Raw genomic sequence first — 22,434 nt, forward strand, 5'->3', positions numbered from 1 at the left:
CACGGCGCGTCCAAGGCCTATCACATCTCGGCCGAAACCGAGAAAGTGGCCGAACAGGGCACGCTGGTGATCCAGGAAACGGCACGCGAGATGCGGCAGATCGCCGAAAACATCGGCGCATCCGCCAGACTGGTCGGGCAGCTGGGCGATCGCTCGGAACAGATCACGGCCATCGTCAATACCATTCGTGGCATTGCCGACCAGACCAACCTGCTGGCGCTCAACGCGGCCATCGAGGCGGCACGGGCCGGCGATCAGGGTCGTGGCTTTGCGGTCGTAGCCGATGAAGTCCGACAACTGGCGGGACGCACCAGCGGCTCGACCACGGAAATCGCCGAGATGATCGGCAAGATTCTGGCCGAGACACGCGAAGCGGTAGCGAGCATGAGCGCGACTCAGGAAGGCGCAAATCGTGGCGTTACGCTGGCGGATCAGGCCGGACAGGTGATCGTGCAAATTCGTGACGGCGCGAGCGATGCCGTTGAGGCGGTCAGCATGTTCGCCAACCGTATGGACGAGGCAGAAGCCTTCTCCAAAACCGGCAAAAAATAACTGTTCGCTGTACCGCTACACTGAAAGCCCGCGCCCTGCGGGCTTTTATGTTTCTTCTACGCCCAGGACATCAATAGCAAACCCGCTCGCCAGCATCCCGGCCTTGGCTATTCGGGCTCTGTGCGCTTCAATAGCCGCCATTGCCCTTACCGCCGGACAAAGGACCGCCTCATGGCCTCGCCAGACAAGCAACAAAAACGTGCCAAGCGCGCAAAGATCAAGGCCAAGCAGAACCGCTCCGGGAAGTCACCGACCAACGTCGTGCATCCCGTATTCGCCTCTGCGCTGGTCAACCAGCCGTTCGACGATGTGCAACTGGACATGAGCACGTTCGACTTCAAGGACATCGTTGAAAACGGGTTCGACCCGGCCGACTACGAAGACCTGTTCGACACCATGAAGTCCGCCGAGGCCATCAGCCAGTTGGCGATGTGTCTGGTGTTCCTGCAATACCCGGTGCTGGCGCTGGTGGTTTCGGAAGAAGACGAAGAGGAAGCGACCGACTTCATGATGGGCCTGCTCATCACCTACCGCGCCATTCACCACAACGAAGACGAAGACACCGCCGTGGAGTGGGTCGAAGGCAAGGCTTTCCAGGCAGATTTCCAGATGGCGTCGGACTTGCTGATGAAGCGCGACGCCAGAGCGATGCGCTGAAAGAGTTGATCGTTCCCACGCGCTCATCGTTATACACAAATCCTCCTGGAGGAATACGATGATGATCGTTCCTACGCTCTGCGTGGGAACGCCTACCAGGACGCTCCGCGTCCGCTCTCAAATATGGCGCAGATGTGCGCCCAAGCTCCAGTGTTATCCACGTCATGCGCCTGGCTCACTGATTCCGCAATCTGTGCCATTTGTGACGCAGCGCGTCACGGGATGCATGCCAACGCGGAGCGTTGGCACGATCAGATATTTGCCATCACCCCAGCGCAGCAGCCCCGACCCGCGAAGCCTTGCGGCGGCGGGAGACGATCAGGCCGGCCCCAACCACCAGCAGGCTGAGCAGGCCGGTCGCGATGATTTCGATGCGGTGCTCTTCCTGGATCAGCATGATCGTCAACACCGCAACGATGAACACAATCACCATCCAGGTCAGCCACGGGAACAGCCACATCTTGAAATCGATGGCCTCACCCGCCGCGATGCGCTTCTGACGCATGCGCAGTTGCGACACCGCGATCACCAGATACACCAGCAAGGCGATGGCACCGGAACTGGCCAGCAGGAAGTCGAAAACAGCGGCAGGTGCGATGTAGTTGGCGAATACGGTCAGGAACGCCGCCGCCGTCGACAGCAGAACCGCCCAATAAGGCGTGCCGCCCTTGCTGGTGCGCTTGGACAATGCAGGTGCGTCACCACGCTTGCCCAGCGAGAACAGCATGCGCGACGCGGTGTACAGCGCCGAGTTGAGGCAACTGGTCACCGCAACCAGCACCACCAGATCAACGATCAGCTTGGCGTTGGGAATGCCCATGGCATCCAGCACGGTCTGGTACGAGCCCACTTCCGCCAGACGCGGGTCGTTCCATGGCACCAGCGACACAACGATGAAAATCGAAACCAGATAAAACAGGAAGATCCGCCAGATCACCGAATTGGTGGCCTTGGTGATCTGCTTGCCCGGATTCTTGGATTCGGCCGCCGCAATGGTCACGATCTCGGTGCCCATGAACGAGAACATGGTGGTCAGCATCGCCGCCAGCACGGCGCCCATGCCGTTGGGCAGGAAACCGCCAGTATCGAACAGATGGTTGACACCGCTGACCTGGCTGGTCGGCAGCAGGCCGAAGATCGCCGCCACACCCAGCACCACGAACGCGATGATCGCCACGACCTTGATCAGCGCGAACCAGAACTCGAACTCGCCGTAGTTCTTCACGCTGAACAGGTTGGTGGCCGTCAGCAACAAGGTGATGACCAGCGTGAACATCCAGATGGCGATGTCCGGGAACCAGGCGTGCAGAATGGTCGCCGCCGCGTTGGCCTCCAGCGGAATCACCAATACCCAGAACCACCAATACAGGTAACCGATGGTGAAACCGGCCCAGTGCCCGATGGCTCGGTCGGCGTATGTCGAAAATGAACCGGTGTCAGGCGAGGCGACGGCCATTTCGGCCAGCATGCGCATCACCAGCACCACCAGCGTACCCGCTGCAGCGTAAGCCAGCAGCACGGCAGGTCCGGCTTCGGCAATGGCATGGCCGGAGCCTACGAACAGGCCGGCGCCAATGACGCCAGCAATCGACAACATAGTGATGTGTCGAGGTTTCAGCCCTTGTTCGAGCTCGGAAGAGTTAGCGGTACTGCTCATAAAACCACCTGTGCAAGACGAGCGAGGCACACCGAAGCAGCTCGTAAAAAGAAAGCAACGGTGCCGTTCTGTATTCTTGACGCAAGAATTGCGCCAAAATATTTCAAAAACGACGTCGTTCCTGAAACATAGGGGTTGTAGGCAAGCGGTCCCTGAATGGACAAATTGAAAATACGGTCTATGGCGTAGGATTTGTTACCTGACGCCCCAAAACCGCTTCACACCACCGCACCGAAAATGCACACACCACACATAAAAGCTCACCAATGGTGCGCGCCGTCAGGCGCTGCTCCGCAAAAGCTGCTTCCAACACCCGGTCAAAAATGGCAACATCGCGCCTTTTTCGCGCACGCCCACCTCGACCGGGTACCCGATCCACGCGCCCGTCTGCTATTTAGCGACAGTCTGCTGCGGCGATGCGACAAACCGTAAAACGCTGTCACATTCACTCTTCGGCGCAGTTGGTTGTCTTTTGAACGCTGTGCTAGCTTGGCGCTCGCCTCGCAGAAAGAGCGCACAACACTATGAGGACCCCACATGGCTGAGGCCACGCCCGCCCTGGAAATCCGCAACCTGCACAAACGCTACGATCAGTTGGAGGTGCTCAAGGGCATCTCGCTGACAGCGCGTGAAGGTGACGTCATCTCGATTCTGGGTTCATCCGGTTCCGGCAAGTCCACCTTGCTGCGCTGCATCAATCTTCTGGAAAACCCGCATCAGGGTCAGATTCTGGTCGCAGGCGAAGAACTCAAGCTCAAGGCGGCGCGCAACGGCGAGCTGGTTGCGGCCGACAACAAACAGATCAATCGCCTGCGCAGCGAGATCGGCTTCGTGTTCCAGAACTTCAACCTGTGGCCGCACATGAGCGTGCTCGATAACATCATCGAAGCGCCGCGCCGCGTGCTGGGCCAGAGCAAGGCCGAAGCCATCGAAGTTGCAGAAGCGCTGCTGGCCAAGGTCGGTATCGCTGACAAGCGCCATGTCTACCCGGCCCAGCTCTCGGGCGGTCAGCAACAGCGCGCGGCCATCGCCCGCACGCTGGCCATGCAACCCAAAGTCATTCTGTTCGACGAGCCGACTTCGGCACTCGACCCGGAAATGGTTCAGGAAGTGCTCAACGTCATCCGCGCGCTGGCCGAGGAAGGCCGCACCATGCTGCTGGTGACCCACGAAATGAATTTTGCACGCCAGGTTTCAAGTGAAGTCGTGTTTTTGCATCAAGGAATGGTCGAAGAACAGGGCACACCGCAGCAAGTGTTCGAGAACCCGCTGTCGGTAAGGTGTAAACAATTCATGTCGAGTCACCGCTAACGGAGCAACACCCATGCAGACGTACAAGAAGATCCTGCTGGTCGCAGCGGCCACCCTGGCTTTTACGACCAGTGCATTTGCCGAAACCTTGAAGATGGGTATCGAAGCGGCCTACCCGCCGTTCAACAACAAGGACGCCAGCGGTCAGGTCGTGGGGTTCGACTATGAGATTGGCCAGGCCCTGTGCGCCAAGCTCAAGGCTGAATGCCAGGCGGTGACCTCTGACTGGGACGGTATCATCCCGGCCCTTGAAGCGAAGAAGTTCGACTTTCTGATCTCGTCGATGTCGATCACCGACGAGCGCAAACAAGCCGTCGATTTCACCGATCCGTATTACTCGAACAAGCTGCAGTTCATTGCGCCGAAAACCACGTCGTTTGATGCTGACACCGCCGACCAGGCCAAACAAAGCATCAAAGGCAAAACCATCGGTGCCCAACGCGCGACCCTGTCAGGCATCTGGCTGGAAGACCAGCAGCTCGAAATGCCCGATGTGAACGTCAAGCTCTATGACACTCAGGAAAATGCTTTCCTTGATCTGTCGTCCGGCCGTGTCGATGCCATGCTCGCCGACAAGTACGTCGGCTACGAATGGCTCAAAAGCGAGGCGGGCAAGAACTTCGAATTCAAGGGCAACCCTGTCAAGGATGACGACAAGATCGGCATCGCCGTGCGCAAGGAAGACCCGCTGCGTGAGCGCCTGAACACCGCCCTGAAAGAAATCATCGCTGACGGCACCTACAAGAAGATCAACGACAAGTATTTCCCTTTCAGCATTCTCTGATTCACCTGACGGCGTCGCTGCGGCTTCGACTCGAAGCCCGGCGACCGGTCCTGAATAAGCCTGCCCATGAACATTGATCTCCACGGATTCGGCCCGGCCCTTGCGGCTGGCGCGCTGATGACCGTCCAACTGGCTCTTTCGGCCCTGTGCCTGGGGCTGATACTCGGCCTGCTCGGCGCCCTGGCCAAGACCTCGCCCTACAAGCCCTTGCAGTGGCTGGGCGGCACCTACTCAACCATCGTGCGCGGCGTTCCCGAACTGCTCTGGGTGTTGCTGATCTACTTCGGCACCGTGAACGGCATGCGCGCACTGGGTGAAGTCTTCGGCAAGCCGGACCTGGCGCTGAGCGCGTTCGCCGCGGGCGTTATCGCGCTAGGCCTGTGCTTCGGCGCGTACGCCACCGAAGTGTTTCGCGGCGCCATTCTGGCGATTCCCAAAGGTCATCGGGAAGCCGGGCTGGCGCTGGGCATGTCGCGCACGCGCATCCTCTACAAGCTGATCCTGCCGCAGATGTGGCGCATCGCCCTCCCCGGCCTGGGCAACCTGTTCATGATCCTGATGAAAGACACCGCGCTGGTCTCGGTGATCGGCCTTGAGGAAATCATGCGCCATGCGCAGATCGCCGTGGGCTTCACCAAGCAAGCGTTCACCTTCTACATGGTCGCAGCCATCATGTACCTGGGCCTGACCGTGCTGGCGATGATCGGCATGTACTTCCTGGAAAAACGCGCCGCCCGCGGCTTTGCGAGGAGCGCATCATGAACTGGGAAGTCATCATCAAATGGCTGCCACGCCTGGCACAGGGCGCCACCCTGACGCTGGAGCTGGTGGCGATTGCAGTCATTGCGGGCCTGATTCTCGCGATCCCGCTGGGCATCGCCCGCGCCTCACGGCACTGGCCGGTTCGCACCCTGCCCTACGCCTACATTTTCTTCTTCCGCGGCACACCGCTGCTGGTGCAGCTGTTTCTGGTCTACTACGGCCTGGCGCAGTTCGATGCCGTACGCGCGAGTTCACTGTGGCCCTATCTGCGCGACCCTTTCTGGTGCGCGGTCATCACCATGACCCTGCACACCGCCGCCTACATCGCAGAAATCCTGCGCGGCGCGATCCAGGCTGTACCGCCCGGCGAAGTCGAAGCCGCCCGCGCCCTGGGCATGTCGAAGTGGAAAGCGCTGTTCTACATCGTCCTGCCACGCGCCGCCCGCATCGGCCTGCCGGCCTACAGCAACGAAGTGATCCTGATGCTCAAGGCCAGCGCCCTGGCCAGTACCGTCACGCTGCTGGAACTGACCGGCATGGCCCGCACGATCATTGCCCGCACCTACATGCCGGTGGAGATCTTCTTCGCAGCAGGCCTGTTCTACCTCGTCATGGCGTTCGTGCTGGTACAGGGCTTCCGCCTGCTGGAAAAGCTGTTACGCGTAGACGCGAGCCAGGGTCGCTGATATGAAGGGGGCTGGCTTTCATCCGGCCAGTCTCCCACGCGAAGCCGCCGACCATGAATTCTGAACCCAGCCTGCAGAACGACACGCTTCGCAGCCACTTTGGTGCGCTGGACAGCTTCCTGTTCGCGCATCAGGGTTTGTGGCGGCCCAAGCCATTCACCCATCTGCACCTGCCGTGGGAAGACCAGTACCCCGAACTGACACAATGGTTGCGCCAACGTACCCTCGAACAGGCTGAAGCGGCGCACCTGGACCCCGACCAACTCGACGCGCCCTTCCCGTTTGCGGCACTGGCATCCGAAGCCGTTGCCCTGAGCCAGGTCGCCGAACTGCCCGTCTACCCGCTCGCCCCCGTCGAGCCGCGCATGAGTGCCGATGTACCGGGACGTAAGTGGCAGCAGATCGAAGCCTTCGCCCGTCATGTGGACACCGGACAGGCAGGCACTCACTGGCTGGACTGGTGCGCGGGCAAGGGTCATCTAGGTCGTCGCCTGACCGGGCGCGGCCAGCAACTCACCTGCCTTGAGCGCGACCCGGCGCTGGTCGAAGCGGGCCTTACCCTCAGCGCCCGCCAAGGGCTGGAAGCCCGGCATGTTCAACAGGACGTCATGGCCGATGATGCGTGGCGCAGCCTGCAGCCGCACCATACGCCCGTCGCGCTGCATGCTTGCGGTGATCTGCATGTACAACTGATGCAACTGGCCAGCCACACCGGCTGCCAGCGCCTGGCGATTGCGCCCTGCTGTTACAACCGCACTCGCTTCGATCATTACCAGCCACTGTCCCGCGAGGGCAAAGCATCGGGGCTGACATTGTCGCGTGACGAACTCGGTTTGCCGTTGAGCGAAACCGTGACCGCCGGTGCCCGCGTCCGTCGTCAGCGCGACACCTCGATGGCACGCCGCCTGGGGTTCGACCTGCTGCAGCGCACGCTGCGCGGCATCGATGAATATCTGCCCACACCGTCATTGCCCGTCTCGTGGCTTGACGCTCCCTACGAAGATTACTGCCGTCATCTGGCGCAACTGAAAAACCTGCCCTTGTCGGGCGAACAGAACTGGGCGCAATGGGAGGCTGCGGGCTGGCAGCGACTGGCTCAGGTGCGCAATCTGGAACTGGTCCAGAACCTGTTCCGACGCCCGCTGGAAATGTGGCTGGTGCTCGATCGAGCCCTGTATCTTCAGGAGCAGGGTTACAGCGTCAGCGTGGGGACTTTCTGTCAGCGCCAGCTTACGCCTCGCAACCTTCTGATACTGGGCCATAAATGAAGCTGTAAAACCACAGAACATCCTGTGGATAAGTCTGTTGATGAAAATTCTGAATGGCGCGTTAAAGCTTGGCGCACCAGTTACTGAAGTCCCTGATTTTTCCTGCCTGTTCCGTCAGGAACCCACAAAAACAGTGGTTTGCGACACAGGCGGGGTATTTGCACACTTATTGGCATGTACGCAAATATTGATGTAGCGATTGTGCATAAAGATTTGGTAACGGCTCTGGAACGGGCCTGTTGCGGTGCCGGATCGCATACGGGTAACACGCCGTTCACGATCCGGTTTTCAAGCGGATATCTCAGACTTCTTCGACACACTCCAGGGATCGCTCGACCATCACCTTGGCCATCTCGGCCATGTGCATCGCAGCAAACGCCAGGTCCCGTTTCGACCCGATCAACTCATCGCCCAGTTCATAAGCCGTCGCCGAGGCACAGCGCAGAAAGTCCAGCGCATGCAGTAACGTCGCTTCCAGGTTCATGTAATCGGCGCTGTTGTCTTGAGCGTCGTTGTTGGGGCGACTGGTGGGCAGGTAACACGCCATCGCACGTTTGACGACGGCCTGATCGAAGACCGGTGCGCCAGTGGAAGTGTTCGTGGGTGGATCGGGGGTGACTTTGACCATGTTCTAGCTCCTTCGATGAAATCGCTGTCCTCTCGCTACTAAACGAAAGGGCGGCGACTGTGCACGAGTTAGTAGACCGGTGAGCCAGGCAACCGGCGCACCCGAAGGCGCCAAGCGCACAGCCGCCATAGCATCGGGACGGACCTGATGAAACACGGTTGTGATGCCTTGCTCATTGCGGGCTACTAAACCCCATCGCTGATGGGCAGCGACGGACGGGAGAGTAGAAGCACAGACGGCAAGGCACAAGCGGGCCGGGATTCTCTCGGAAATGTCCCGCAAAGGAAAGAGATGAAGCCTTCAAAAACACGCCTGAAAGCGTTGCAAAGCGTGAGCGAGGTCAGTTGATGATCGTTCCTCACGCTCCGCGTGGGAATGTCGCCCAGGACGCTCCGCGTCCGATTCAACTGACTACGCAGATCCTGAGCAAACACAAACGCCCCGCTAAAACTGATTATTCCTCAACACACTCCAAGGATCGCTCGACCATCACCTTGGCCATCTCGGCCATGTGCATGGCAGCAAACGCCAGGTCCCGTTTCGACCCGTTCAACTCATCGCCCAGTTCATAAGCCGTTGCCGAGGCACAGCGCAGAAAATCCAGCGCGTGCAGTAGCGTTGCTTCCAGGTTCATGTAATCGGCGCTGTTGTCTTGGGATTCATTGTTGGGACGACGGGTGGGCAGGTAACACGCCATCGCGCGTTTGACGACGGCCTGATCGAAGATCGGTGCGCCGGTGGATGTTTTCGAGGGTGGATCGGGGGTGACTTTGACCATGCTTAGCTCTCCTCAATGAAACCGCCACCGAGTCGCGACTAAACGAATAAAGGTGGCGGCTGTACGAAGGTTAGTCGACCGGGAGCTAAGAACCGGCGCACCCGAAGGTGCCCTAGGCACAGCCGCCATAAAGAACAGGCCAACGACCTGATCAAACAGCGGCGCAATGCGCCTTAACTCAAACACGGGCGACTAAACCCCATCGCTGATGGGCAGCGACGGACGGGAGAGTAGAAGCACAGACAGCAAGGCACAAGCGGGCCGGGATTCTCTCGGAAATGTCCCGCAAAGGAAAGAGACGAAGCCTTCAAAAACACGCCTGAAAGCGTTGCAAGACATGAGTGATGCAGGTTTGACGATCGTTCCTCACGCTCCGCGCTCATCGTTATACACAAGTCCGAAAGACGCGCAAAACGGGGCCAAACGAAAGCGTCTGACTGAATGCATATCCCGTGGGAGGCGGCTTGCCGGCGATGGCGCCTGTTCAGTCACCGATAGATCGCTTCAGAAAAAGCATCGCCGGCAAGCCGCCTCCCACGGTAGTCCGTGGTTGCAGCAAGACTTGGGTGCATGGGCATATCGGCGTGCCTGAGATCACTCTGATCGTTCCTACGCTCTGCGTGGTAACGCCTCCCAGGACGCTCCGCGTCCGCTCTTGAATGTGGCGCAGATGCGTGGCCAAAGCTCCAGCGTTATCCACGTCATGCGCTCGGCTCACTGAATCCGCAATCTGTGCCATTTGTGACGCGGAGCGTCACGGGACGCATGCCCACGCGGAGCGATGGGCACGATCAGTGTCGAGGCAAACTTGTGTATACGATGAGCGCTCCGCGTGGGAATGCCGCCGAGGACGCTCCGCGTCCGATTCAACTGACCATGCAGATCCTGAACCCAGACGAATACCAGCTAAAACTGATCATCCTTCAACCGCGTAAACGGCACACTGCGCCCCTGCAACTTACGCAACGTCAGCTTGTACGCACTGGACTTGATCTGACTGCCCATCGGCGTCTCTTCCAACAGGATCCGCCCCGAGGCAAACGCACAGCCCGTATCCAGCATCTTGTACTTGAGCAGGTACAGGCCCGCGTCCATCTTGGCGAACGAGAACGACGCACCCACCGGAATATACGCATGCCGGAACGCCTTGCGCCCCATTGCGTCCGTGACCTTGGCGTAAACCGCAGAACCGCCTGCCGTGTTATCAACAGTGATCTGCGACCAGCCATTGTCCTTGAGCGTCGGCATGTCCTTTACATAGCCCGCCTTCTGCGGCCAGGGCGCGCCCATCGGATCCACCGTCGGCACCTCACACTCGGACGCAACCACGTCCGCAGCTTTCTCAGACACGCTGACCGGCTCAACCACAGGCTCGGGCTCAACAGCCGGTTTGGCCCACGGCTGAACCACAGGCACCGATTCAGTCGGCACGAAAGACTTGCCAGCATTAGGGTCGTACCCCATCCACGCGCCGCCCGCACAGAAAATCACGAACACCGCCGCCCAGCGCCACACACTGCCGTGGCGCTGACTTCTGGAAGGCTGGGGAGAACCATTGGCCCGACGCTCAGGGCCGGTATAGGTGGATTGCTGCGGTGCAGCAGACGCCGAGCCCGACGCACTGGCATACACATGAACGGCCCGCCCACGCATCGCCTGCACCTGCCTGCGGCGTGCAGCGTCTTCGCGAGCCCTCTGCTCATCGGCCACCAGCTGCGCGTCATAAACCGCGCGTCTGCCAGCATCGGCCAGCACATCGTGAGACGCGTTGACGACACTCATCATGTCCGAAGCGTAAGGGTCGGAATTCCTGTCCGGGTGCAGCTTCTGAGCGATCTTGCGATAAGCCTTCTTGATCTGATCAGGAGAGGCATCGCGAGCGACATTCAGCAGCTCGTAATGCGTGGGCGTTCTCTGCATTGCACTAGCTGTCCATGGCCGACTGCCATTTTGATACAGCTATATCGGCCAGAACCGCACGAACTCCAATCGCAATGCTACACACCCGATACAAACGCAAAAAAATGCCCGGATCCTGAGACCCGGGCATCGTTTTCAAGCATCGAGACCATCACAGACCCGCCGAAGCGACCTTGACCGTACCCGACTTGGTGATGACTCCATCAGCGTCCAGACGCACATTCATGCGATTCAGACGGCAATGCACAGCCTCTCTATCACCTGACGCCTGCCCGACCGGACACGACGTCGTTACCAATACCTTCAAACCGCTTCTCAGTGAATGGCTGGCCTAAGGTGTACTGCATCCCCGAAGCCCTGCAACGATCCTTCGTGTCATTCAATGGATAATCCTTTATCCCCGACTGAAAAGTGAACGCCCCTCGCCGCCTGACTCAGTGGCTTGGGCCGTTGAGAACAAGCCTATGCAAAGCGTCCCGAGCGTGCAAACGGCCCAAAAGCCCCTGACTCGGCTGAAGCGTTGAACGGCCTCAGATAGCTGCCACCGCCTAAGTCATTGATTCGCATGGGCAGGTTAAAAATCGACGCGGGTTATAGCCGAATCACTCTCATCAAAACGGGGCCAAACCAGCATGTTGAGACACCCTTCTACCCGCCATCAGGCAGCCTAATCCGCCAAACCATAGGGAAACGTCCTTCATTCACCACCGACCCTGTCCTGCATGCCGACGCTGAGCCGCACCGGCGGTCAAATTTTTTCAACTGAATCAGTCAGCTAGGGTTTACAAGCGCATCAGACTCTATATACTCGCAGCCCATTACGCCGGTATAGCTCAGTTGGTAGAGCAACTGACTTGTAATCAGTAGGTCCCGGGTTCGACTCCTGGTGCCGGCACCATATAAATCAAGGGCTTGCAGCGATGCAGGCCCTTGTTTTTTGCGGTACACGTAACAAGCCACGTAACAAGCCATCCTTTCACTGCGCCTGACCAGGCCTTAAACGTGATTACTCGCGCCGGTAAAAGCGCACACGCCAACACGCGTCCGCACCTCCCCAAGCAGCCCACCCAAGGGCAGCGTCTCAAAATTTGTTGGGGCAGAAAAAAAGAGCGATATTAGTAATATGCGTTGCTGAAAACGGCTACAGCCCTTGTAAATCAAGGCTCTCAGCGTTTTCGGTAAATAGCGATATTGAAGCGATATGAAGGCGATAATATTACCTTTATGAACAGTAATATTTACCTTCCTTAAAACCCAATGATTCCGGGGGTTTGGTAAAATATCGCTATTCATATAGCTATCATATCGCTATCCCCTGCTATATGAAGGACCCAGCAAAACCGGGGCCTCCAACCCCTTTTTCCTCACATCTAGCTAATATCGCTATTTTTTTACCCCACCCCCGTTTTCAGAACGAAATCCCACGTTCCGGTCACGTTTCAGCGCCATCGACCCGGTCGGGGCATAGGAGATAAACATGTCCGAGGATTTATGCGTCGCTGACCAGATCGCGTTGTCCCGCCATCGAGTTTTCCTCCTGAGGGAGTTGAATCGAACCAGGAGCATGGCGCTTCGTTCGGCGATCTATGACCAGCTCGCCCATTTTTCTGCGCTGCTCTGCATGCCGATACCAGCCCTCGATACCATTGGCTTGCCCGAACAGTCAGCTGAGGACGCATTGATTCCATTCTGGTCAGCACTCGACCTACTGGATGGCAAAGGCGAACAGTACAACCATTCGGCGGCACCCGAGTCGTTGCTCGCGATCAACTTCAAAGATCTGCAGTCACGTCTGGACAAGCATGGTTGCGGGCTACAGGTCGACTCATCTCTCCGCAGATTTCTAACCGAGTCCGTTAAGCCGAAATTCGTCGAGGCCAACAGGAACGTGGCCAGTGTTTTATTGAAGAAAACAGTCAGGTGCATGGTGTTTCAAGCCCGTGAGTAACTGTGTAATGCAGTGAAACCGCCAAACGGACCTACAAGCCTTGTCGCTCAAGGCTTCCAGCCCATCCATTGCGAACGAGGCTGTGACCGAAATCGGTGTGCGATTTGATCGACCCTGATTTCGAAAACCCTGGCCTCAGGGTCTTTTTTAGTTTTTCACCCAGCAAAACCGGGGGCTTCTGCACGGAGCTCCTGAATGCCCGTCCAAGGTCCACTGTGCAATCCCACTGCATTACTCTTCAAAACTTTGCACTCTGTGAAATGGCTGATCAGCCCCAGAGGCCCACAGCCCGCTTGGGCTTGAAGGGCTATTGCACTGCATTGAGATTTGCAAAAAAAACGGACGCGAAGCCCGTCGGCGGGAGGGGGATAAGTGCTTTTCTGTACATTTTATCTTTATGCGATTTTTTTCAGCTAATATTGATATCAACCCCACTGCTAGCGTGAGGTCCACGCTAGCGCAAATGGATATCAAGCATACAAGGAAGAGTAAGAATTGAATTTACTGAAAAAATCAAGCTGGTTGGGGCGTTACGATCGCCACCATCAATCCAATATTAAATCCTTAATACCCCCCATTCAAGAAAATTGAAATTATAACCAGAACTATTGCGGCGTATATCTAACGCTTACTTCTTATATGACATGGATGAAGAGGATTTAGCTTTGATAACCGCAAACTTGTTTATTGACTGGGATTCTGCATCTAGAGTTTCTAGGGTGCAGCAAAGTCAGGAAATGCCGCTTCAGCTTAGGGCTTCCTGGATCAAACAGGCTTACTCTGATTTACAAGAGAGAATAATCGACAAACTATCCGAAATTGAAAAAAACACGCCTATAAAAATACTCAGAACCAGAATATATCATGGCTGGCACAAAGGAAGGCAGCCTACTGAAGATATGCGAGCTTGGGAGACTGTAAAGCTTGAACTAAAAGGCATATCAAGAAACAAAGTTTCTTATTTATCGGATATTGAATTTGGGAATGAGCTAATCTGCAGAGGTCATAGATCCAAACTATACGACACTTTAAGGCCAAGCTTTAACAAACCCGGAAGCTTAAGTCAAAAAATGGTAGATACTGCTCTTGTTTCTGATCTTCTTAGTTATTGCCGGAGTGAGAGCAGCAGCTTTAGACGTAACGAAAAACCTACTAAGCTAGCAATTGTGGTTGGTGATGATGACGACTTGCTGCCCGGAGTTTTTGTTGCAGAAGCCTGGGGCCTCCCAATTTATGTCTTTCGCATAACTCGCGATCACGATAATAAATTCCTCAATACTGACGGAATCATACATAGGATTTAATATGGACGTTTTGCAGGCTATTGAAGACATAAAAATGTTTTGCGATCCGTTCACGGATATGGCACAAAAACCTGTTGCAGGCAAAAAGAGAATTATACTAACGCGCAACGGGCGCGAACTAATCTACGACATTGATGTTATCACAGGAAGAATTTCAGCAAAACATAAAAAAGCCGAGTATCCAAATATCAAAACGCTTATTGCATCAGCTGAATTTGCAGACATTAAGCGACTTGCTGAAACTCAAAAAAGAGCATTTTCGAAGGTTAAAGAGCAAGCCATCATCGAATCAGAAATAAACTACTCCGGCAATAATATTCCGGCTGAAGAGTTAGTCGAAAGCATTGACAGTACCGAAGAGAAAACCACATTAATCCTCTTAGACGGCCCAGCAGGAGTAGGTAAGACCTTTCAAATAACGCAGCTTGCGAAAGCGCAATCAAAAAAATTTTTAGCAAACAACATAAGCCCTCCTATTCTCCACGTCTCCAGCAGTGGTCGGCGCCTATCAAACTTCAGAGATGTTTTAGCGGCAACAACGCAAAGCATTGGTGCTTCTTTTAATGGAGAGCATGTACCAATGTTAGTTAGGCACGGCCTTTTAATTGCAGCCATTGACGGCTTCGATGAACTTGTGGATGCGGACGGGTATGAGGACTCTTGGAGGGCGCTCAGAGAGTTCATAGAAGAGGTCGGGAATTCTGGAATAATAATTCTTGCAGCACGTGATACTTTTCTTGATGAACAGGAGTTGATTCAAAGAATCAGAACGGAGAACACCAAAGCCGAAAGCCCCAACACCATAAATTTGAAGCTTGCACACATTTTGCTAGCGAGTCCAGACACTGCGAGAAAATATCTAGCCAGTTCTAAATGGCTCCCAATGGACATAGCATCAGAGATGACATCTGATATATTCTCCAACAACAAATATGCATTAAGACCCTTCTTCCTCAGCGTACTAAAAGATGCCGGCGGCTGGACGAAGGTACGCGCAGAAGGATTCCGAAGCTTTTTAGTCGGCAACCTAATTGATCGCGAAGCCAAGATACTATCCAAAACAATCGGCGGCATTAAAAGCGAGACAGTTATACCTAGCCTTAATGCTCTTTTCGAAGAGATCTCCTTAGAAATGGCAACTAGAGAGAACAACCTTATAGAAACAGAGCATCTAGCATTTCTTACAGACTACTGTTTTAGCGATTTATTAGATGAAAATTCCAAGAGGAAGCTTACACACAAGTCAGGAAGCATTTCACTACTTGAGCTTTCTGACTCCAAAGACAAAAGAATGTTTCCACATACCGAAATACAATACTACTTTTTAGGCAAAGCTCTAATTCGTCAACTTGCAAAAAAAACGATCCCAAGCATACTTAGACGCACAATATTAAGCGCTGAACATTTGGAGGTATTCGCGGAGGTATTTGCTTCAGATGAAATAGATGCCAAAAAAGCTATAGACCACCTATACCTGACGATGAACTCAGACTCCTCGAACGATGGACTCCTAGTAAACGGCGGAGCAATGGTCTTGCTAGGTTTTTCATATGGCCTGATAGATCGAATAGATTTTTTGACAATTAACGATGCAACTTTCGCTGGCGGAACTCCTACTGGTTCAATCCAAGACACAGTCATCAGCAGATTAGATCTTTGCGGCTCAGACATTTCATCAGTTGTATTCAACAATGTTAAGATCAGTACATTAGTAGTAGATGACTTCACAAAGTTTGGCGACAGTAGGCCTCAGGTCGACGCTCTAGAAGTTCGAATTGCCGACGCCTACATTGAAAGAAACTCTGAAATAATTGAAGACTTTATTAGGGCGCACTCAACCGAATCCGATGTAGAAACTTTTCGAGCGCACCCGGCGGTTTACCTCTTGGAAAAAGTTGCTCGCCGCTCTGTGCGCTACTGCTATTTAAGAGACGGCGGCGATGATGATGAGGGAACCTTCATGCTGCGTGATGACAACTGGCCTCATATAAGAAACATATTGGAGCAGCACGGCCGAATTAAAATCGAAAAAGGCAAACCAATGCATGGAAGACCAGCAGCCTTAATCAGAGTCAAACGTCCACTAGCGCTTCTTGATTACTCCTTACCTGAGACACTGGCCATAGTAAAAGATCTTATTAAAAAATAAAAAATATGATTCTCTCACCACAATTAATTCTGGTGAGGGAATCATAACTACCTCAACCTAGGTCAGTAATTTTTCAGGCTACTGTTATCGAACTGATTTCTTGTAATAATATAAAAGCTTTCGCTGCATCACTCGCAAACTTTGAAGCGTTAACTGGGACAGGTGATGGACCGTGTGTATGTTCCGCCAATTGAATATTCATATGGTGCAATATCTCTATCGTATCGCACAGTACTCGGAAAATATTCACGCTGTCAGAACCGACCCAGTTTTTAGGGGCCTGCAAACGCTGGCTCTTACTGGTGATGCTCTCACGCAGACCCTGAATCCGTTCGTGCATGTCGCCACCCACCGTGGCGTTGTGCTTCTGGCCTACCACTAGGTTCAAATCCCGACCAGTAGCCTGGTGCAGGTCGTCCACTGCCGCCAGGCTCGCAGATCCGCCTGACAACAGCTTGAGCGCTCCCAGGGCCTCGATCTTCTTCACGCCACCCACTGACTCAGTCGAATGGTCGTCCACTGTCCTGGTGTGGCTCTGGAAGCTTTCGGTGTTCGTCATGGCGTCGACTTCGCGCTCGATCGCCTGGTCCCGGATCTTACCGTCGGTCTTGCGCAGCCAGTTGCCATCCGCGTCGACGCGCTGTTGCACCGCGTCACTGTGCTGCCACACCTGATCGCCCTTGGGGACCTTTGGCAGTGTCAGGCCGTGCGGCAGGATCGTCTGGATGTAGGGCTTATGCGGCAGGCCGTAGGCGAAACACACCACCACGCTGGTGCCCTCTTCCGGAAAGGCAAAGAATCCCATCTCATCACCACCCACCGGCATGGGCAGCGGCACGCCGGCCAGTACCGGCAACGTCGTGTCGATCTCGCCATCTGGCCCCATCACCTGCAAGTCGACCGAGAAGCGCGGTCGGAAGTCATCACACAGCCCGGCGCTGGCCGGCGCATCCGCCACGGCCACCACCTTGGCGAAGCGCGGCAAGTGATAGCCGCCAGTGAGTTCAGGGAATTGCCGCTCTACGCTGCGTTTGATTGCGTCGTCCATTTGATGGCCATCTGTGTGCCGGCCAGCGTCACGTTCGTGATCCGCTCGCCCCGGTTGATTGATACGCCTGGTCGCAGGCCTGGCAAGGCCGCGATCATTGCGCTCTGGCTGCCTTGGTAACCGTCGAAAAGGTTGACCGGCAACTGCAACGGCGACCGAGCGCCGTAGAAACTGTCAGCCCAGGCACCGACGTAGATCTCGCCGTCGCCCTGTTGCTGCCAGATAAAGTCCTTGATGCCGAACACCCGCGCCATGCTGTCCAGCGCCTGGTATCCAGCGGCCAGGTTGTAGAAGAACGGCGTTTTGGTGCGTGTATACGCCTGATCCGGTACCCGAAAGCGCAGCCCGGTCTTGCCGCCGATATCTGCCAGCACAGCGCGCAGATCCACGTGGCGTAGGTTCATGGGCAACGGGTTGGCCAGCACCGCGGCTAACTCGCGGCAAAGCACCACCTGCTCGATGCCATTGGTGGCGGTGCAGCGTTCGACGTAGCCAATGAAATGACGCTGCAGGACCGCTTCGTTGTAGCCCATATCGAACGTGACCAAACCTTTGACGCTGACACCGGCCTTGATCGTGAACGTGGCGCGGCCCGGACTCTTGAGGTCCAGTCGAACATCGTCATTGATAAGCGGCATGGCCACGCCGCCGATTGTCAGCACTTTGTGCAGCTTCATGCTCATGGCGTGCCGCCCAGGTAGGTGTCCACCTTCTTGAGCACGGCCTCAAAGCCGGTCAGCTCTTCGGCTGCGCCCGATCCGGACCCACTGCCCGCCACACCATCGCCAGGCGCTGACTGGGATGTCACGCCGTTGCCGGCGCGACGGTTCTCGACCTTCTCCGGGTTGGATAGCTTCTCGCTCAGGGTGAACTGGACGATCCATTGGGCCAGTGTGTCGTCCTCGCGGGCGCTGACCCCGTCAGAGAACGTCACCTGCCGGATGCCAAAGGCCTTGGCCGTGTCGTTCACGATGCGGTAGGTCTGCAGTTGGCCACCGCCTGCAGTCGCCTCGGCCAGGCGCATGATTGTGCGTAAGTCCTCGAGGGCCTTGTACGGGATTGTCAGCGCGACGGTCAGCGTCTTGGGTTTGAACCCCTTGTGCGATTTGTCGGTACCCGATGTCTGGCCGCCCAGCTCATCGGCCTCGATCTTGAGGTTGGCCGTCAGCTTCATGCGGTGGCCGACGATCTGCTCGCCATTGAGTAGCAGCGTCATAGGCCCACCAGTTCCTGAACAAAGCTCAGGCTCTCTGCAGAGCCCACCAGCAGCGCGCCGGCACACAGCGGCCATTCATGGCCAGGTGCTTCGCCTTCGAGCAGTTCGCGGCGCAGCTGGCCCAGGTCACCTGGTCCCAGCATCCTGGACTGTATCGATACGTCGTCGGCACTGTTGGTGAACTGGGCTTTCAGGTCGGACAGCTGCTGCTCGCGCTCTTGTACCTGCGCCTTCTTTCGCGCCTGCAGATCTGCAAGGTCCGCCATGGGCGAGCTGTCGGCGGCATAGCCCTCCAATACAGCCAGCTGTCCGGCCATGGACTGGCTGGCCAGCTTGGTGATCGGGCAGCGCTGCAGCGGCAACTGGCTCCAGAGCGGCATTTGCCCGGCGATCGGCATGATCCATTTTTCCACCTCCAGCTTGGCCAGGTGTTCGGCACGGCGCTCGGCGCGCACCAGGTCAGGCATAGGCAACACCACGTTGAACCGCCCCAGCGTCGCGGCGAGCTGGTCCAGGCGCGTGGCGAGGAATATCAGTACCAGGGCGCTCTGCTGACCTTGCGGGCGGACTGCGTCGGTCGTGTCAGTCAACTTGTCGGCCAGCAGCTGCAGCAGGTTGGGCGCAGACAGAAAGCGTTGGTGACCACCGCTGCCCTGCCCTATACCGTGCTGAAAAGGCGTCACCACGATGCACGACGGAACGTTTTCGAACTGTGCTACCAACGCATCGCGTCCGGCGTTGATGGCGGACTTCGCGGCCCCTGCGATCAGTCCAGGGCTGGTGGTAGCGATATCGGCCAGCATCGATACGCGCTGGCCGGTGATTGCCATTTCACTCTGGATCAGGTCGCGTGCGCCGGCCATCTGGTCCATCCACTGAGTGGCCTGCACTGGCCACTGCAGCTTGATTGGTGCCCATTCATTCGCCATCGAGCACGACCGCTTCAATCCAGTCCGGGGTAACCGGCTGCGTGGTTTCCTTTGGGTAGCCAGGCACTTGCGGCCATTCACGCACGGCCTGCCGCCAGGTCAGCAACTGGGTGAACTGCTCGGGTGTGATCGGCAGTTCACCGCCCAGATCGCGAGCATCGCGGTACTGCGATACCAGGTTATCCGAGACCTTCAAGCGCAGCTCAACCCAGAGCCTGGCTAACAAACCAGGATCGCTCTGGACAACAACGTCCTCGGCATACTCGGTAGCGTGGCCACCGGCGTCCAGGTAGTCGACAACGGCTTGATACAGCGGTGGGTTGTAGTCCTGGGTAACATGACAACGGTTGCCAGCAACGGTTATCACGAACGAGCCATCGTTTTTACGGGCGACGTCGGTAAACATGACCGCGACGGTCTCAGACTCCTGAGCCGGGGACTGGTCCAAAGGCGGCAGCACCTCTTCGAGTGTGTTGAGTGAAATATCAGTCATGGTGCGTATCTCCAGGCGAAACCATAGATGGTGGATCCCCCACTAAATTGAATGACGGTGCCGCCTGCTGCTTGACCACCACGACCTATAACGCCGGCGCCGCCGGAGTAGTAGTGCATCAGCGTGTAGCACCAGGTGCCGCCTGCCGGGAGCTGCACAGACGTGCCCACTACCGCAACCGAGAAAAAGTTACTGGTGTCGGGCCGGAAGAAATTCTGTTCTCCCCAGAGCACGCCCATGTCTGATGCATCTACCTGCAGGCGCAGGCCTGCGCCATTGTTTGACCAGCCCAGCCTCAACGTATTGGCGTTCTGACTCGCACCGCCACCCTGCTGCACAGGGGTAAAGCCGAGACGGTTCTGCAGGTAATAAATGCCGCCGGTAGAGGTACGACGGAAATAGGGGTACTCCGGGTTGTCACTAGCGAAACCAGCGGTCTGGATCGAATCCCCGGCGACGCGCTGGTTCAGAAGAGAGTTGACCTGAGAGACCGTGTAGCAGTCCGTGATGCCGTAGCCGGCGATGGAGTTGGATTTGTTGGCCTTGTCGTTGGGGTTGAACGACTGTTCCGTCCAAATCCGGCCAATGTCCGAGGTGTCGACCGTCAACTTCAGACCGACGTCCGACCAACCGATGTACACCTTGTTGGTCTTCTGGCCTGCACCGCCACCCTGCTGCAAGGGCGTGAAGCCGATTTGCGGCTGCAGGTAATAGACCTTGTCATCAGAGATGCGACGGAAATACGGATAGTCGGTGTTGTTGCTGGCAAAACCGGCGTGGACGATGGAGTCGGCCAGTACCCGTCTGCCCACCAGGTCGTTGACCTGCTCGACGGTATAAGCGTTGGTGATCCCGTAGCCGCTCAGCGAGGTGGCCTTGTTGGCCTTGTCATTGGGGTTGAATGAGGTTTCCGTCCAGATCCTGCCCAGATCGTTGCCGTCGACGCTCGCTTTGAGCGTCGCGCCGGTCCAGCCGATGTTGATCTGATTGCCCTTCTGGTCAGGCCCACCGCCTTGCTTCACGAAACTTTTGTTCGCGTCATCCTTGCTGTACGCATCGGTGATGCCGTAGCCGGCGAGCGTTGTCGGGTTACTGCCGCCGGTGACCAGACCTTTCACGTTGACGTTTACTTTTGTGAACGCACCTGCTGCGACACCGCTGTCGGCCAGGGTGAGCGCGATCTCTGTATCGCTCGCGCCGTCATAGGTTCCAGAGCCAGTGGCCGCGCCTTTGAACTTCAGGGTTCGGGCCGTCGACAGGCGCGCCGCTTTGCCCACTGCGGTGGTGCCGTCGACGATCGCAGCGATGACAGCATCCAACGCCGAGCGCACCGCGTTGACCAGTTTGGTACTGGCCAGCACAGCACTGCTGTTGCTGTTCGGATCGTCGCTAATCGCGTTGGGCAGCTTGCCAAGGCCCACATCGTCCTTGGTCGTGGCGCGAGCGCGCAGCTCCGGATAGTCACCAACCCGCGCTGCGAAGTACTTCACCAGCTCGCTGTCGATCGCCTCGATCGGGCGCAGGTCGACCAGGCTGCTGGTACCGGTGATGTCGGCCAACGGCACCAGGTAGTGCTTGGCCGAGGCGCTGTCGGTGTAGTAGACCTTCGCTTCCTGGCCGAACACAACTTTGAACGAGGCCACGACGTCGCTCAGCTCGCGCTGCAGCACCACATCCAGCCAGGCTTTGGTCGGCACTGCCGGCACGGTCACAGGTAGCACGGTATCGAGCTGCAGACGAACGCCTTCGACATAAGCCACGCCCGGATTGAGCTGGTAGGCATTGCCCACCTTCTGCAGCTGCAGGCCTGCGCCGAAAAAGCAGGCGCGCCCGAACATGTCACGGTTGCTGACGCGCTCACGCTCATCGATGCCTTTCATGCGCGCGGTGTAATCGAACTGCCAGGTACTGGCGTCGATCTTGATGCCAGTCAGTTGCTGGGCCCCGTCGAACACCAACAGGAAGTTGCGCGTGACGTTGTTGCCGATCTGGTCGGGCAGGATGTTTTTACGCTTCTGTTGCACCGGTACGTAGGCGACCGACAGCAGCACGTCGTCGCTGGACTCCATGCCGATCCAGTTCCAGTCGAAGTCGCCGATATCGGTGCCCATCAGCAGGCTGTACACCACCTGGTTAGGGTTCACGTAACCCTGCTGGGTGATGTTTGCGGTGTAGACGATCTGGGCCGCTGGCGGCTTCACGCCGGCGCGATTGACCGGGCCGCTCACGTTGAGGCCTGGCACGTTGGCCAGCACGAAGCGGGCCACGGTCAGCGGCAGGTTGGCCGCTTGTTTCTGGGCGATCAGTTTCTCGCCGGCGAGGGTGATACTTGCAGCCATGAGGG

18 protein-coding genes, 1 tRNA gene and 2 pseudogenes are annotated in these 22,434 nt (G+C 56.7%); 11 read left to right on the forward strand and 10 right to left on the reverse strand.

Annotated features, from left to right (window positions below; genetic code table 11):
• Positions 1–84 precede the first annotated feature (84 nt).
• Positions 85–552: pseudogene (locus CFBP1590_RS28650) on the forward strand (methyl-accepting chemotaxis protein); the annotation flags it as partial.
• A 171-nt stretch (positions 553–723) separates the two neighbouring features.
• On the forward strand, positions 724–1,209 hold the full coding sequence (locus CFBP1590_RS25870) for a hypothetical protein (protein ID WP_088236206.1): 486 nt from the start codon (positions 724–726) through the stop codon (positions 1,207–1,209).
• A gap of 265 nt (positions 1,210–1,474) precedes the next feature.
• On the opposite strand, the gene gabP is transcribed toward CFBP1590_RS25870, so the two are convergent.
• On the reverse strand, positions 1,475–2,866 hold the full coding sequence (gene gabP, locus CFBP1590_RS25875; protein ID WP_088236207.1) for a GABA permease: 1,392 nt from the start codon (positions 2,864–2,866) through the stop codon (positions 1,475–1,477).
• Positions 2,867–3,403: 537 nt separating this feature from the next.
• On the opposite strand from gabP, the gene CFBP1590_RS25880 reads away from it, so the two are divergent.
• The 5 genes and pseudogenes from CFBP1590_RS25880 to CFBP1590_RS25900 all read left to right on the forward strand — a co-directional run bounded on the left by CFBP1590_RS25880 (position 3,404) and on the right by CFBP1590_RS25900 (position 7,677).
• Positions 3,404–4,177, forward strand: coding sequence for an ABC transporter ATP-binding protein (locus CFBP1590_RS25880; RefSeq protein WP_029244070.1), 774 nt, complete (start codon positions 3,404–3,406; stop codon positions 4,175–4,177).
• Positions 4,178–4,190: 13 nt separating this feature from the next.
• Complete coding sequence (locus CFBP1590_RS25885) at positions 4,191–4,961, forward strand: ABC transporter substrate-binding protein (RefSeq protein WP_088236208.1); 771 nt, start codon at positions 4,191–4,193, stop codon at positions 4,959–4,961.
• Positions 4,962–5,027: 66 nt separating this feature from the next.
• Positions 5,028–5,723 carry an ABC transporter permease gene (locus tag CFBP1590_RS25890; protein ID WP_043306318.1) on the forward strand — a complete coding sequence of 232 codons (696 nt, stop codon included), beginning with the start codon at positions 5,028–5,030 and terminating at the stop codon, positions 5,721–5,723.
• Entirely contained in the window at positions 5,720–6,409 is a 690-nt protein-coding gene (locus CFBP1590_RS25895) for an ABC transporter permease (protein ID WP_004883040.1), read from the forward strand. Before CFBP1590_RS25890 ends, CFBP1590_RS25895 begins: the two co-directional genes overlap by 4 nt.
• 1 nt (position 6,410) lies before the next feature.
• Positions 6,411–7,677: pseudogene (locus CFBP1590_RS25900) on the forward strand (methyltransferase).
• 301 nt (positions 7,678–7,978) lie between these two features.
• Here the strand turns inward: CFBP1590_RS25900 and CFBP1590_RS25905 are convergent.
• The 3 genes from CFBP1590_RS25905 to CFBP1590_RS25915 all read right to left on the reverse strand — a co-directional run bounded on the left by CFBP1590_RS25905 (position 7,979) and on the right by CFBP1590_RS25915 (position 11,003).
• Positions 7,979–8,305, reverse strand: coding sequence for a DUF6124 family protein (locus tag CFBP1590_RS25905; protein WP_043306320.1), 327 nt, complete (start codon positions 8,303–8,305; stop codon positions 7,979–7,981).
• Positions 8,306–8,759: 454 nt separating this feature from the next.
• Complete coding sequence (locus CFBP1590_RS25910) at positions 8,760–9,083, reverse strand: DUF6124 family protein (RefSeq protein WP_088236210.1); 324 nt, start codon at positions 9,081–9,083, stop codon at positions 8,760–8,762.
• 906 nt (positions 9,084–9,989) lie between these two features.
• Complete coding sequence (locus CFBP1590_RS25915) at positions 9,990–11,003, reverse strand: J domain-containing protein (protein ID WP_088236211.1); 1,014 nt, start codon at positions 11,001–11,003, stop codon at positions 9,990–9,992.
• An 822-nt stretch (positions 11,004–11,825) separates the two neighbouring features.
• Here CFBP1590_RS25915 and CFBP1590_RS25920 point away from each other — a divergent pair.
• From CFBP1590_RS25920 to CFBP1590_RS25935, 4 genes are all read left to right on the forward strand, one after another.
• Positions 11,826–11,901, forward strand: a tRNA-Thr gene (locus tag CFBP1590_RS25920).
• Between the two features lie 579 nt (positions 11,902–12,480).
• A complete protein-coding gene (locus tag CFBP1590_RS25925; RefSeq protein ID WP_088236212.1) occupies positions 12,481–12,951 on the forward strand; it encodes a hypothetical protein in 471 nt (156 codons plus the stop codon).
• Between the two features lie 644 nt (positions 12,952–13,595).
• Complete coding sequence (locus tag CFBP1590_RS25930) at positions 13,596–14,255, forward strand: hypothetical protein (RefSeq protein WP_145958191.1); 660 nt, start codon at positions 13,596–13,598, stop codon at positions 14,253–14,255.
• A gap of 1 nt (position 14,256) precedes the next feature.
• On the forward strand, positions 14,257–16,404 hold the full coding sequence (locus tag CFBP1590_RS25935) for an NACHT domain-containing protein (protein WP_088236214.1): 2,148 nt from the start codon (positions 14,257–14,259) through the stop codon (positions 16,402–16,404).
• A 73-nt stretch (positions 16,405–16,477) separates the two neighbouring features.
• Here CFBP1590_RS25935 and CFBP1590_RS27750 read toward each other — a convergent pair whose 3' ends face one another.
• From CFBP1590_RS27750 to CFBP1590_RS25965, 6 genes are read right to left on the reverse strand one after another with little or no spacing between them, the layout of a single operon-like run.
• Entirely contained in the window at positions 16,478–17,452 is a 975-nt protein-coding gene (locus CFBP1590_RS27750) for a hypothetical protein (protein WP_145958192.1), read from the reverse strand.
• Complete coding sequence (locus CFBP1590_RS25945; RefSeq protein WP_088236215.1) at positions 17,425–18,135, reverse strand: hypothetical protein; 711 nt, start codon at positions 18,133–18,135, stop codon at positions 17,425–17,427. The genes CFBP1590_RS27750 and CFBP1590_RS25945 overlap by 28 nt, the downstream gene beginning before the upstream one ends.
• Positions 18,132–18,668, reverse strand: coding sequence for a baseplate complex protein (locus CFBP1590_RS25950; RefSeq protein WP_088236216.1), 537 nt, complete (start codon positions 18,666–18,668; stop codon positions 18,132–18,134). The genes CFBP1590_RS25945 and CFBP1590_RS25950 overlap by 4 nt, the downstream gene beginning before the upstream one ends.
• Positions 18,665–19,597, reverse strand: a complete 933-nt coding sequence (locus CFBP1590_RS25955; protein ID WP_088236217.1) for a hypothetical protein — start codon at positions 19,595–19,597, stop codon at positions 18,665–18,667. Before CFBP1590_RS25955 ends, CFBP1590_RS25950 begins: the two co-directional genes overlap by 4 nt.
• Complete coding sequence (locus CFBP1590_RS25960; protein ID WP_088236218.1) at positions 19,587–20,090, reverse strand: hypothetical protein; 504 nt, start codon at positions 20,088–20,090, stop codon at positions 19,587–19,589. Before CFBP1590_RS25960 ends, CFBP1590_RS25955 begins: the two co-directional genes overlap by 11 nt.
• On the reverse strand, positions 20,087–22,429 hold the full coding sequence (locus CFBP1590_RS25965) for a phage tail protein (protein ID WP_088236219.1): 2,343 nt from the start codon (positions 22,427–22,429) through the stop codon (positions 20,087–20,089). Before CFBP1590_RS25965 ends, CFBP1590_RS25960 begins: the two co-directional genes overlap by 4 nt.
• Positions 22,430–22,434: the final 5 nt, after the last annotated feature.

Origin of the sequence: Pseudomonas viridiflava (assembly GCF_900184295.1) — a bacterium.
GTDB classification, from domain to species: domain Bacteria; phylum Pseudomonadota; class Gammaproteobacteria; order Pseudomonadales; family Pseudomonadaceae; genus Aquipseudomonas; species Aquipseudomonas viridiflava.